The organism is Bacillus sp. PK3-037 (assembly GCF_054161355.1).
In genome coordinates, this window is record NZ_CP096408.1 from 1,010,468 (window position 1) to 1,024,287 (window position 13,820).

Consider the following 13,820-nt stretch of genomic DNA (forward strand, 5'->3'; position numbering starts at 1 on the left):
TAATGAGTGAGAGGTAAACCATTGGACTCATTTTGTAAAATTAAAACATATTTGTTTGACTGTACCGAAAAACTGTTTTTATAATAATTACGTTCTAAAAATAAGTGAATTAGCCCATATTTAGGCTGATGGCACAGGAGGTAATGAGGAATATGGCAGGATTAATTCGTGTCACACCCGAAGAGCTAAGAGCGATGGCGAAGCAATATGGCGTTGAAAGCCAAGAAGTATTAAATCAGGTTGATCGTTTAAACCGTATGATCTCTGATTTAAAAAGCATGTGGGAAGGTGCTTCTAGCGAAGCGTTCGCAGATCAATACGAGCAGCTCAAACCTTCATTTATCAAAATGTCAGATTTGCTTCAAGATGTAAACCAGCAGCTTGATCAAACAGCAAATACTCTTGAGTCTACTGACCAAGACATCGCAAATCAAATCCGCGGATAACAGTATGAAAGGGAAGGAGCGCCTGATTCACCAGAAGACGGCGCTCTTTCTATGTAAGGGTGAATGAACATGTATATTGATATTACGATAGATTTGAAACATTATAACGGAAGTGTCTTTGATCTCAGATTGTCAGATTACCACCCGGTGAAAAAAGTCATTGACATCGCTTGGCAGGCCCAAAGCGTTTCCATACCTCCGCGCGAAGGGCACTGGATCAGAGTGGTCAATAAGGATACGGTGTTTTCCGGAGAATGCAAGCTATCTGATTGCGGCATTACAAGCGGAGACCGGCTTGAAATATTATGAAAGGATCTGGTTGAATGTCAGGTGAACAAACATCATATTTAGAAAACCAATTAGAAGCTGCTTCTCAGAAAACGGAAGACGGCTATACATTTACCTTTCAACGGGAAAAAATAAAGCTTCTGGACGGTCTCGAAGCGAACGTGATCAAGGATGTAAATCCATCTTTTCATAAAGAGATCGATGTGACGGAAGACGAAGTGATCATCACAATCCAACCTCCTCCCTCCTATAAAGAATTTCGCTTGATAAAAGCTAAAGATAAAAAAAGCAAATGGCAGTTTGCCTATCAGCTTGTTCAGGCTGTACAGCAGCACAAGTTATCAAGGCTGCATTTGATTGTGGCCCCGGAAAACATTGTATTCGATAAAGGACTGACCCCATATTTTCTTCATTACGGCGTAAAAGAAAGCATTCCGCCTTACGAGCACGATGAGGAAAGAGTCTGGCAGGAGCTGAAAGCCGCAGCGGCTTTGGCAGTCGACGGCGCTTTTACATTTGAGGACTATTTGAAATTCAATGAAACGCTGACATTCTCTCCGGAGGCAAAAGCGATATTGGACGCGAAGTCCTATGATGAACTGCTCGAGCTGATTCAGACACATATCGATGAGCTCGAAGCCAAAGCAAAAACATACATACATATCCCGAAAAAGAAATGGAACATCCAAAGATATATCGGCCTGGGACTCATTGTGTTGCTTGTGCCGGCTCTGATTTATTCGATGTACGCTTTATTTTTCGCGCAGCCGAAGCATCAGGCGATTGTGGAAAGCAACCGCGCTTTCTTGAACAAGCAGTACAGCGGGGTCATCAACACGCTGGCTAAATATGATGCGGAAAGCCTGCCTGAATCAGTGCAGTATCAGCTTGCAATGTCTTATGTTGAGGTTGAAAAATTAGGCGACACTCAAAAGAAACAAATTGAAAATAATTTGGTCACGCTGCAATCAGATCCACAGCACTTTCTTTATTGGATAGACATAGGGAGAGGCGAGAATAAAGAAGCCGTTAGTATCGGAAGAAAGCTGGAGTATAACCCGTACATCGGGCTGGGGCTGATTCGATATAAGGCTGAGATATTAGCAGATGACAGTATGAAAGATGATGAAAAGCAAAAAGAATTGGATACGGTACAAAGCGAGATCGACCAAATTACCAAACAAATGAAAGAACAAAAAGAAGAAGCGATAACAGGCACGGCAGAAACTGATACAGCCAGCCAAGCCGCTGAAGAACAATCAGATAAAGAAAAGCAGCAAGCTGAAGAGAAAGCGGCAGAAGAAAAAGCCGCAGCCGAGGAAAAAGCGAAAAAAGAAGAACAAGAGAAAAAAGAGAAAGAAAAGAAAGATGAGAAAAAAGATGACAAATAAAGTGAAACATGAAGTTCAGGTCATCGCACGCCGTATTTCGGCCGTTAGGGGGTTCGCCATTTGAGTCTATTATGGGTTTTCTATCAGCAAAACGTCCAAAAACTAAAACTGTCTGATCTCCCGGCGTCCCAGCCGGTGACCATAGGGCCTGAGGTGAAGGATTCCATAACGATCGGCACCATTCCGTTTGAGAACGGAGTAATTTCTCTTCAGAGGAAGGAATCCGGCGGCCAGTACGATGTTTTCCTGGGAAATGATTGCCTGGGCAGTCTTGAAACTGATACATCATTTTCTCTTCAAACGGATCAACAGGAGATACGTCTGTTTTTAATTGCCGGCAAACCTGAAAAATCCGTTTATTTTACAGGAAACAGAGACGAAATGACATGTTCTTCAGAAAAGACAGATGCAGATATCTATCTGAACCCGAATGATTTTGCTTTTGCGGAGCAAAGCACATTTTCATTACTGCATATCGGCGAGAAATGGTCGATTCTCCCAAAAAGCGGGAATGTGTTCTTAAACGGAGAGAAGGTAATAGGTGCTGCACCGCTCAAGCCGGGGGATGAAATATTCTGGAACTTTACGCAAATGAGAGTAACTGAACAAGACCTCTTAGAAATCGTTCATTACACACCGCTTGAAACAATGTTAACCAAAACAGTCAAACCAAGCACAGAAATGCAGAAGAAATATCCGCAGTACAGAAGAACGCCGCGGATGGTGTACGATTTGCCAGATGACCGTGTGTCCTTCAGTTTTCCCTCTCAGGAGAGCGATCAAACCAATAGAGGGCTGTGGCTCGTCATCCTGCCTCCGCTTGTGATGCTGATCGTGATGGGCGTTGTCGCGATCATCCAGCCGCGAGGCATATTTATACTCGTTTCTCTGGCGATGTTTATGATGACCCTTATTACCTCGACCGTTCAATATTTCCGGGATAAAAACCAGCGGAAAAAACGCGAGGAAAAGCGGGAGCGTGTGTATAAGCTTTACTTAGATAATAAGAGAAAAGAGCTTCAAGCGCTTGCTGAAAAGCAAAAGCAGGTTCTTGACTTTCATTTTCCTTCTTTTGAACAAATGAAGTACTTAACAAGTGAAATCAGTGACCGAATTTGGGAAAAATCACTCGAAAGCAAGGATTATCTCCAGGTTCGGCTCGGGACCGGAACAGTCACTGCAAGTTATGAAATCAATATGAGCGGCGGAGACTTGGCGAACCGTGATATTGATGACCTTATGGAGAAATCGCAGCATATGCAGCGTGTCTATAAGGACATTCGCAATGCGCCGGTTACGGTCGATTTGGCGGAGGGGCCGATGGGCCTTGTCGGGAAATCGCAGATTGTTAAGAATGAGATTCACCAGCTGATCGGCCAGCTTTCGTTTTTCAACAGCTATCACGATTTGCGCTTCGTCTTTATTTTTCATGAAGAGGAGTATAAAGACTGGGAGTGGATGAAGTGGCTTCCGCAATTTCAAATGCCCCATATTTATGCGAAAGGCTTTATTTATAATGAACAAACGCGTGACCAGCTCCTGTCCTCACTTTATGAATTGATCAGAGAGCGCGATCTCGAAGATGACAAAGAAAAACTGCAGTTTAAACCGCATTTTGTATTTGTCATTACGAATCAGCAGCTGATTTCAGAGCACGTCATTCTTGAATATTTAGAAGGGCAGCATGAGCAGCTGGGCATCTCTACAATTGTCGCCGCGGAAACAAAGGAAAGTTTATCAGAAAACATTACGACCCTTGTCCGCTATATCAACGAAAATGAAGGCGACATTTTAATACAAAAGAAAAAAGCAGTAAGAATTCCGTTCCGGCTCGATCATCATCAGCGCGAGGACAACGAACGGTTTTCACGCACCCTTCGCACGCTGAATCACCAGGTGGGCATTACGAATTCCATTCCGGAAATGGTCTCGTTCCTGGAGCTTTTTCATGCGAAGGAAGTAAAAGAAATCGGAATCCAGCAAAGGTGGCTGACGAGTGAATCGTCGAAGTCGCTGTCGGTGCCGATCGGCTATAAAGGGAAGGATGACATTGTCCATCTGAACCTTCACGAAAAAGCCCACGGTCCGCACGGTTTGCTTGCGGGGACGACAGGTTCGGGGAAAAGTGAATTTCTCCAGACCTACATCTTGTCACTTGCGGTGCATTTTCACCCGCATGAAGCGGCTTTCTTATTAATTGACTATAAAGGCGGAGGAATGGCGCAGCCGTTCCGCAATATTCCCCACCTGCTCGGCACGATCACCAATATTGAAGGCAGCCAAAACTTCAGTATGCGTGCGCTCGCTTCGATTAAAAGCGAGCTGAAAAAAAGGCAGCGTCTGTTTGATCAATATCAAGTCAATCACATCAATGACTATACAAAGCTGTACAAGCAGGGGAAAGCAGAAGTAGCAATGCCGCACTTATTCTTAATTTCTGATGAGTTTGCAGAGCTGAAAAGCGAAGAGCCTGATTTTATCAGAGAGCTTGTCAGTGCTGCACGTATCGGCCGAAGCCTTGGCGTACATTTGATTTTGGCGACACAAAAGCCGGGCGGTATCATCGACGACCAAATCTGGAGTAACTCGCGCTTTAAAGTAGCGCTTAAAGTTCAGGACGCCACCGATAGTAAAGAGATTTTGAAAAACAGCGATGCCGCGAACATCACGGTTACCGGACGCGGTTATTTGCAGGTCGGAAACAATGAAGTGTACGAGCTGTTCCAATCCGCCTGGAGCGGGGCCCCTTACTTAGAGGAAGTTTACGGAACAGAGGATGAAATCGCGATTGTCACGGATACCGGCCTGATCCCGCTTTCTGAGGTTGACACGGAAGAAATGGCGAAAAAAGAGGTTCAGTCAGAAATCGAAGCAGTGGTTGACGAAATCGAACGCATTCAAGAGGAAATGGGAATCGAGAAGCTGCCGAGCCCTTGGCTGCCGCCGCTTGCGGAACGTATCCCGCGCACCCTTTTCCCATCAGAAGAAAAGGACCATTTCCACTTTGCTTATGTTGATGAACCTGATCTGCAAAGACAGGCGCCGATTGCTTATAAAATGATGGAAGACGGAAATATCGGCATTTTCGGCTCCTCAGGCTATGGAAAATCGATTGCAGCGGCAACATTCCTGATGAGTTTTGCAGACGTCTACACGCCTGAAGAGCTTCATGTCTATATCTTTGATTTCGGGAATGGAACGCTCCTGCCATTAGCGAAGCTGCCGCACACGGCGGATTACTTCCTGATGGATCAGTCGAGAAAAATTGAAAAGTTCATGATCCGGATCAAAGAGGAAATCGACCGCCGAAAACGTCTGTTCCGTGAAAAAGAAATCAGCCATATCAAAATGTACAATGCGCTGAGCGAAGAAGAGCTTCCATTCATTTTCATCACAATCGACAACTTTGATATCGTCAAGGATGAGATGCATGAGCTTGAATCGGAATTTGTCCAGCTTTCCAGAGACGGACAAAGCTTGGGAATTTACTTTATGCTGACGGCAACGCGCGTAAATGCTGTCCGCCAGTCGCTCTTGAACAACCTGAAAACAAAGGTTGTCCATTATCTGATGGATCAATCTGAGGGATATTCCATTTACGGACGGCCGAAGTTCAGCCTTGAGCCGATCCCGGGGCGCGTGATCATTCAAAAAGAAGAGCTTTATTTCGCCCAAATGTTCCTGCCTGTTGAAGCAGATGATGATATCGGCATGTTCAACGAGCTGAAAGCAGAAGTGCAGGTTCTTCAGGATCGCTATGCTTCACTTCAGCAGCCGGCTCCGATTCCGATGCTGCCGGAAAGCCTGTCGACGAGAGAGTTTTCTCTCCGCTTCAAGCTGGAACGCAAGCCTTTATCTGTGCCGATCGGGCTTCATGAAGAAAGCGTCAGCCCGGTGTACTTTGACTTGGCTAAGCACAAGCATTGCCTGATATTAGGGCAGACACAGCGAGGAAAAACAAACGTCTTAAAAGTGATGCTTGAGCATCTGCTTGATGATGAAACGGAAATGATCGGTTTGTTTGATTCGATCGACCGGGGTTTATCCAAATATGCCAAAGAAACAGATGTCACATACATGGAAACAAAAGATGATATTGAGCAGTGGATTGAAACAGCGGAAGACATTTTTAAAACAAGAGAAGCAATGTATGTAGAAGCCGTTCGCCAGGGAGACGCACAAAGCCTGCGATTCTCTCAAGTGGTTCTGATGATTGACGGAATTACGAGATTCCAGCAGACAATCGATACGAGAATTCAAGACCGCTTGGCGAACTTTATGAAATCTTACGCGCATCTTGGCTTCAGCTTTATTCCGGCAGGCAATCACAGTGAGTTCTCCAAAGGCTATGATTCCCTGACGACTGAGATGAAGCAAATCAGACACGCTATCCTGCTGATGAAAAAATCTGAACAAAATGTCATTCCTCTTCCGTACCAAAGACAGGAGCCGGAGATTCAGCCGGGCTTCGGATATGTTGTGGAAAACGGGAAGGAGCAAAAAGTTCAAATTCCTTTATGTTCTGCTGAAAGGGAGAGTGCTAGATGACAGAACAACGAAAAAACTTGATCAAGTTAATATCCGCCGTCATCATTATTTTGCTGCTGCCGGTTTTGTTTTTCCGGTTTATCGGGGAAGATCCAGCGAAAAAAGCAGCCAATTCCACGCGGCAAATCGCAGTGGTAAATGAAGACACAGGCGTATTGAGTGATGAGGTGAAAGCGGACGATGAGGATGATCAATCCGCCCAGTTCGGTAAGGAAGTAGCTGCCGTTCTGGGGGAGCGTCCTGATTATTCTTGGACGGTCGTGAACCGAAGTGCAGCCGAAACAGGCCTGAAATCGAAAAAATACGATGCGATCGTCTACATTCCCTCAGATTTCTCAAAAAACATTTTGAGCTATGACAAAGAGCGTCCTCAAAAAGCCACGCTTGAGTTCAGCATTCAAGATAACCTGAATGCAGTTAACAAAGAAAAAGTGCAGCGTGAGCTTGAAGATGCCCAGAAAACAATGAACAAAAAAATGTCGGCCTTATATTGGAACTTTGTCTCACAAAAAGTGGACAATATCAGAGGAGAGTTTGACAAGATCGTCAATAAAGAATCTGAATTCCAAAATGTCATGTACAATTTCTACAAACCAAGCTCTAACGATTTGGCTGGTGAAATCAAACGCCAGAAAGACCTAATCGATGAGCTGAAGAAATCAATGAATGAAGCCCAAGGCACGACAAAAGAAAAAGCTTCGACAGCGGAGGAAGCAAAAAACACGCTGAAAGACTTCGTTGATACAGTTGAACGATACAAAGAATATCAAGAAAATCAAAAAAAGCTGCTATTGGCAGCCCAGGATTCAACTCAGCAGCAAATCCAGACAGGATTGGATGCCATTTCAGCACAGCAAAAGGCCAATCAGTTCAGCGAGCAGATGAGCGGCCTGTCAACAGGAATCAGCCAAGTGAAAACACAGCTTGGGATTGCTGGTCTTGCGATGAATGATGCTAAAAAGGCAAGACAGGATCAAGTGCCATTGCAAGAAATGGGAATGGCGAAGATTCAGAGTGATCTCATCAAGGATTATAGAGATAATGTTCTAAATCAAGTATACGGACTTCTCGTTGACGCGCGTGAACCAATCACTGATGGGAATGAATCTGAGACTGATGATCAAGATCCGAAGGAAGTAGATCCTGAAGAACTGAAAATCGATCTGGAAAAACAGCGTGAAGAACTGAAAAACATCGCAGCTGATATTAAGGACATTTCAGATAATCTAAAGGAACCTGAAAAAGAGGAGCCGACGCCAGAGGACCCGGGAACTGAAAATCCAGGAACAGACGAACCGTCCACTGACAACCCTGACAAACCTGATGACGGAAACAACACAAATCCTGATGATACACAGGGAGACAACGGAAACAATGATAACAGCAGTGATACCGGGAAAGACGGACAAACGGACGGCAATAATCAGGATCAAGACCAGCAGCAGGGAACAGACGGTCAGGAGCAGAACGGAGATGCCTCCAATGGTGAGTCAGACAGCGGACAAACCGAAACGGGCACATCTGCCGAACAGACTGCTTCATCTCACTCTGCCCTTCAATTTATCCAGCTGGCAAATGAAGACGGAACCGGAGATTCAGGAGGCGACGGTGGCACGACTGAGCCTGGAAATGAAGATCAACCAGGAAACGACGACATTTCTGATATTGCAAAAGCAAAAGAACAGCTCAGCAAAGCGTCTGAGCGAATAAAGAAAATTGAAGAAGAATTGAAAGAAAAAGAAGATAAACATAATGAAGAGCTCTATAAGAAGATCGAAGAATTGAATGGTCAAATAGATGATCTTAAGGATGAAATAGACGAACTAAATCAACAACATGAAAAAGTATTTAGTGAGGGTATTTATAAAACTATCTATGATTTAGAATCAAAGAATCAACTTGGTTTTACCAAGCCACTTAAATCTAAAAATATATCTAATTTAATGAAATACTATAAATATCTATCTGTATATGATTTAGTATTATCCGGAACCATAGATAGCACTGCAAAAACCAATGCCATTGACGGCCAGCAGGGCAACGTCAAATCAGTCCTAGCCATCAAACCGGAAGAATCAGCAAGCTGGGAAAATCTCAAAAACAACACGATGCAAACCGATGAAGACATCGACAATTTCATCAACGGCATGACCGAGTTTGCAGACAACTACGGCAGCTATATCCGTGATTCTCAAGCCGGTGTTCTCGACGAACTGACGAAGATCTCTGAGAGTGCGTCAAAAGCGTCAGAACAGCTTGTAACCGGCGCGGCGCAGGAATCTGCAACGTTCAATAATGATGGCCTGTCAGGCACAATGGCACTGAGCGTGCAAGATACGGTCGGCCAGGAAGTGCTGCAAATGTCAGACGTGATGGGCTCATTATCTGAACGCCAGTCAGGCATTATTGATTACACAACCAACATGCAGCAAAGCGTAAATGATGTGCAGACGAAAGCTGACACATTAAACAACAACTGGGGTAAAAATGTTGCTTCCACGAAGCTTGTACGCAGTGACGTATACGGCATTCTGGGCAATACATTAGTAGATGGCCAAAACAACGGCTATGTATATGATTACTTGGCAAATCCGCTTAAAATCAGCGGTCAGGTTCCGGAAGAAAAAATTCAGACGGTGCCGCCGGTTGTCATCCTGGTTATTATTTTGATCAGCAGTCTGTTAATCGGATATTTCAGCTCGTATTATCAAAATGCGCCGCTGCTCGTCAAAGGAGCGCTTTTCGGAATTCTGAATATCCTTGTCGGCTTGATGATCAGCTTGTTCGGTTTGAATATTTATTCACTGCCGGACGATCAGACAATTAAGTGGTCTGTATTTACGATTTTATTGCTGGTCGCAAGCTCTGCCTTTATTCGGGCGGCATTCCGGTTCGGATCAATTCCTGGGTGGGTTGCTTCAGCGGCAATGATTTTATTCTATGTTGCGCCGCTTATTGATTTGATTATGCCGAACTTCACATTTGAAGATCCGGTGTCGAAGGTATATATCGACATCCAGTACGGAACAGGGCATTTGTTTACAATGGGAATATCGGTTCTGCTGATCATTACGTTGATTGCAGCGGCTCTGCCGCTTGTCATACGCTTGATAGCAGAAAAAACAGCGGAAATCGATGAAACGTATGAAGCGTAATCGCAGCTTGGAAAAGGGGATCATGATGTGTATGCTCTCCTTTTCCCTTTTCATACCCTCTGCCGCTGCTGCCGAAACCGAAGAAAATACGGATGTCGCGCCAAACCAATATGAAAAGAAAGACATTGAAATCGATACGAATTATTTGCATGAAGATTCTTCCTATGAGGAGAAAACAGAACTGCCTGAGGAGCAAAAGGATATTACCTTTGATAAGCCGAAGGATCGGGACGCCGAGCTGATAAAGGATTTGTTTACATCAACAGATGCCGAGGGCTCCAACACCATCGCGGCTCAATCTAAACAGCTTGGGATTACATTTGCCGAGAAACCGATCACAAAAGCATCATCAACGGAAATGGAAGAAAAAGAATCCTCTTCAGTCCTGCTTCCGATCATCTATACCGTGCTGATTCTGCTCGGGATCGCAGGTATTGTTTTTCTCATACCAAAGGTTATCGTGCAGGAAAATAAAAAGGCGTAAGGCCCGCGCTTGTTTTGCATAAAAGCGGTCCGTACAATAAGAACGGAAGGAGGAGGTTTCCAATGGAACTTTATATCATCACCGGAGCGTCAAAAGGACTGGGGAAAGCCATTGCATTACAGGCTCTGGAAAAAGGCCATGACGTCCATGCCCTGTCCAGAACAACAACAGATGTTTCTCATGAGAAACTGACACAGCACCAGATCGACCTGATCAATCTCACAGAGGCTGATCAGCAATTCAAAACAGTGCTTTCATCCATCAATCCGGCTGATTATTCGGCCATCACACTGATCAATAATGCTGGAATGGTAACGCCGATCAAACGCGCCGGAGAAGCGTCTCTGGAAGAGCTGCAGCGCCATTATCAGCTTAATCTGACAGCGCCCGTGCTCTTGAGCCAGCTGTTCACAAAACAGTTTGCTGCTTTCAGCGGAAGAAAAACAATCGTTAATATTACCTCTGGCGCGGCCAAAAACCCATACAAGGGGTGGAGCGCGTATTGCAGCTCAAAAGCCGGACTTGATATGTTTACGAGAACGTTCGGATTTGAACAGGAAGACGAAGAACGGCCGGTGAACATGATTTCTTTCTCACCGGGTGTCATGGACACTGACATGCAGGCCGTCATCCGTTCATCATCGAAAAAGGATTTCCACGATATCGAGCGGTTCCGGAAATTGAATGAAACAGGAAGCCTTCGCAGTCCGGCCTTTATTGCCGGCACGCTGCTTTCTTTATTAGAGACAGGCGCTGAAAACGGGCGCATATATGATATTAAAGAGTTTTTGTAGAGCAGAGTGAATCTGCTCTTTTTTTATATAAAAAGGCGATAGCTTAAGCATTCCGGAGTTCGTCTGCATATACTGACTGAAACTCTGCTTTTAGGGTATAACAAACATGAAAAGTAAACAAAAATGATATGACATAAGAATTGAGTTTCTCTGCAAATTATGTTAGGATTCTAAAAATATCTAAAGGAGGGGTTTCCATGAGAAAGGTTACATTAATGGATGTCTTCACCCATCCAATTGCACAAAAATATTTACAGCGTTCCGGCGTGGCTCATGCGATTGCCTGCGCCTATCATGCATACAGGCTGTCTGTAAAGGCTGATATCAGCCCTGATTTAGCCGCAAAAGCGGCATTGCTGCATGACATCGGCCATTATGAATGGTATACAGATGGAAAATGGGATTATGAGAAATACAGAAGAAATGACATCCATGCCATTAAAGGGGCGGAACGGGCGCATAAGCTCTTGATTCGTCTTGGTGAAGAACCGAAAGCGGCGAAGGAGATTGCCCTTGCCATTTTGCTTCATACCGATTCCTATCTGCCTGAAGGTGAACTCGATAAAAATACGCTGCAGCAGATTGTCAAAAAAGCGGACGAACTTGATGAGGAACCTGGCGGCCACCATCATTACCGACAAATTGACGAAGCAATCGCACTGAAAAAAATAGAAAAGCTGGACCGATTAATCGACCAAGCCCAGTCTTCTATAATAAAGCCTGTATAGGTCCCGCCTGTATTCGGAACAGCGTCCGCTTTCTTCGCTGTCTCCGTTTCATCACCATTTCCCTACACCCGCGTGAATCACACTCCCCAATCGTATCCGCATCCCCTTGTGTTATCCGGTAAGCCTGTGTCATTATCCTTAACCGTGGCATAAGCTGAGATAAAACATATAAAGGGGATTGAAGTATGGCCAACCAAGGTAGTCCTCAACTGGTCTCATTAGTCGATCCTTATGTCTATCAGACCATCAAAAAGCTTATCGGCTCAAAATTCATTATCCAGACAGGACGAGACACGGTCAGAGGCAGACTGATTGATGTAAAACCGGACCATATCATCATTGAAGCAGCCCGAAATTCTGTTTTATTAATCAGTATCCAGCACATGGTTTCCGTCACGCCAGATTACAGTGAACGGGTATAACAGTGCTTGCGCTTGAAAAATAGGCGTACACCGGGACGTCCTATTTTTCAGTTAAGCGCTGTAAAACGCCCCGTCATAAGCGGTCATCTGATTTAAAGCGTGAACAACAACCGAAGTGATACCCGCCCGCATCCTTTACATATAAACGGGGCTTCCCGGCAAACGGAGCACAGCGCCGCTGCCTCTCAGTCATTCTATCGTTTTGATTCACATCAAGCAGGATAAAATCTAATCGTTAAGCTAGTCCGCAAGTACATAAATCAGTGCGGCGTCCCTGCCGTATGTCACAGCCTGTATAATCAACAGTCCGTTCACTGATTAAGAGTTCTGATATCCGTTCATTTTTGTTACAATGATGGGGTGCAAGTTCTTTTATCTGATAGACAAAGAAAAACTAGGAGGAACAAGCTTGTTGAAATCAAAAGTCCATTTTTGGACATTGCAAATTTTATTTGTTTTGCTGATTATTTTCGTAGCAACAAAAGTTTCATTTGTGTTTCAGCCGTTTATCGTGTTTATCTCGACATTGTTTTTCCCGATGCTGATCGCCGGAATTCTGTATTTTATTTTTAATCCGGTCGTCCGACTGCTTGAGAAAAAAATGCCGCGGACATTATCGATTCTGCTCATCTATTTAGCATTTATCGGTTTGCTAGCCTTTGTTTCTGCGGCAGTCGGGCCTGTCATTACATCACAGGTGACCGGGCTGTTTAACAATCTTCCTGAATATATAAAACAGATTCAGGCATTGACAAAGGATTTATCTCACTCTCAGTGGTTTACCTGGATGATGACACAGGATTATGTATCCATATCAAAAATTGAACAGTCTCTGACAAGCTTTCTCCAAAACCTGCCGCAAAATATTACATCCAGTTTATCCGCGGTGTTTGGTGTCGTGACAAATATCACACTTGTCATTATCACTGTTCCGTTTATCCTCTTTTATATGCTGAAGGATGGACACCGCTTTCCGCATCTGGCAGTCAAAATTCTTCCGGCTTCTTACCGGACAGAAGGTCTAAAGATCTTTAAAGATTTATCCGACACACTCGCTGCGTATTTTCAGGGACAGCTGTTAATCTGTCTTTTTGTAGGGACAGCGTGCTTTATCGGATACTTGATTACCGGGCTGCCATATGCGCTGATTCTTGGAATTGTCATGGCCATTACAAATATCATTCCTTATGTCGGGCCTTTTCTCGGCGCTGCGCCGGCTGTTATTATCGGCTTTATGGATTCACCGGCCAAAGCGCTTTTTGCGATCATTGTGGTTGTGATCGTTCAGCAGCTCGACGGAAATCTGCTTTCTCCGCTCGTTATCGGCAAACGCCTGAATACGCACCCGCTTACCATCATTTTGCTGTTGATTGGAGCAGGAAGCTTCGGCGGCATTCTTGGCATGATTTTAGCTGTGCCGGTGTATGCGGTAGTCAAAGCGTTTTTCCTGAATATCGTGCGGCTGATCAAGCTGCGCCAGCGGTCACGCCTTGAAGAAAACGAACGTCCCGCTGAATAGGCGGGCACCATTGGCTCCTTTCCGCATATGATGCTGTAAATCAGT

General features: G+C 44.6%; 10 protein-coding genes. All 10 read left to right on the top strand.

Annotated features, from left to right (window positions below):
* The first annotated feature begins 152 nt into the window (after positions 1 to 152).
* A complete protein-coding gene (locus M1D69_RS05180; RefSeq protein WP_003220661.1) occupies positions 153 to 446 on the top strand; it encodes a WXG100 family type VII secretion target in 294 nt (97 codons plus the stop codon).
* Between the two features lie 69 nt (positions 447 to 515).
* Entirely contained in the window at positions 516 to 755 is a 240-nt protein-coding gene (gene yukD, locus M1D69_RS05185) for an ESX secretion system protein YukD (protein ID WP_010331710.1), read from the top strand.
* A gap of 14 nt (positions 756 to 769) precedes the next feature.
* Complete coding sequence (gene essB / locus M1D69_RS05190; RefSeq protein WP_458104359.1) at positions 770 to 2,125, top strand: type VII secretion protein EssB; 1,356 nt, start codon at positions 770 to 772, stop codon at positions 2,123 to 2,125.
* A 60-nt stretch (positions 2,126 to 2,185) separates the two neighbouring features.
* Complete coding sequence (gene essC / locus M1D69_RS05195; RefSeq protein WP_458104358.1) at positions 2,186 to 6,673, top strand: type VII secretion protein EssC; 4,488 nt, start codon at positions 2,186 to 2,188, stop codon at positions 6,671 to 6,673.
* Positions 6,670 to 9,828 carry a type VII secretion protein EsaA gene (gene esaA / locus M1D69_RS05200; RefSeq protein ID WP_458104357.1) on the top strand — a complete coding sequence of 1,053 codons (3,159 nt, stop codon included), beginning with the start codon at positions 6,670 to 6,672 and terminating at the stop codon, positions 9,826 to 9,828. Before essC ends, esaA begins: the two co-directional genes overlap by 4 nt.
* A 31-nt stretch (positions 9,829 to 9,859) precedes the next feature.
* A complete protein-coding gene (gene essA, locus M1D69_RS05205; protein WP_458106199.1) occupies positions 9,860 to 10,312 on the top strand; it encodes a type VII secretion protein EssA in 453 nt (150 codons plus the stop codon).
* Between the two features lie 62 nt (positions 10,313 to 10,374).
* A complete protein-coding gene (locus M1D69_RS05210; protein ID WP_458104356.1) occupies positions 10,375 to 11,106 on the top strand; it encodes a (S)-benzoin forming benzil reductase in 732 nt (243 codons plus the stop codon).
* 197 nt (positions 11,107 to 11,303) lie between these two features.
* On the top strand, positions 11,304 to 11,834 hold the full coding sequence (locus M1D69_RS05215) for an HD domain-containing protein (RefSeq protein ID WP_458104355.1): 531 nt from the start codon (positions 11,304 to 11,306) through the stop codon (positions 11,832 to 11,834).
* Positions 11,835 to 12,019: 185 nt separating this feature from the next.
* Entirely contained in the window at positions 12,020 to 12,256 is a 237-nt protein-coding gene (locus tag M1D69_RS05220; RefSeq protein WP_458104354.1) for a YuzF family protein, read from the top strand.
* Positions 12,257 to 12,665: 409 nt separating this feature from the next.
* Positions 12,666 to 13,775 carry an AI-2E family transporter gene (locus M1D69_RS05225; RefSeq protein WP_059292639.1) on the top strand — a complete coding sequence of 370 codons (1,110 nt, stop codon included), beginning with the start codon at positions 12,666 to 12,668 and terminating at the stop codon, positions 13,773 to 13,775.
* Positions 13,776 to 13,820 lie beyond the last annotated feature (45 nt).

Bases quoted from the DNA above. Each gene is read 5' to 3' on its own strand.
- M1D69_RS05180 (WP_003220661.1), top strand. From the start codon at position 153: ATGGCAGGATTAATTCGTGTCACACCCGAAGAGCTAAGAGCGATGGCG.
- yukD (WP_010331710.1), top strand. From the start codon at position 516: ATGTATATTGATATTACGATAGATTTGAAACATTATAACGGAAGTGTC.
- essB (WP_458104359.1), top strand. From the start codon at position 770: ATGTCAGGTGAACAAACATCATATTTAGAAAACCAATTAGAAGCTGCT.
- esaA (WP_458104357.1), top strand. From the start codon at position 6,670: ATGACAGAACAACGAAAAAACTTGATCAAGTTAATATCCGCCGTCATC.
- essA (WP_458106199.1), top strand. From the start codon at position 9,860: ATGCTCTCCTTTTCCCTTTTCATACCCTCTGCCGCTGCTGCCGAAACC.
- M1D69_RS05210 (WP_458104356.1), top strand. From the start codon at position 10,375: ATGGAACTTTATATCATCACCGGAGCGTCAAAAGGACTGGGGAAAGCC.
- M1D69_RS05215 (WP_458104355.1), top strand. From the start codon at position 11,304: ATGAGAAAGGTTACATTAATGGATGTCTTCACCCATCCAATTGCACAA.
- M1D69_RS05220 (WP_458104354.1), top strand. From the start codon at position 12,020: ATGGCCAACCAAGGTAGTCCTCAACTGGTCTCATTAGTCGATCCTTAT.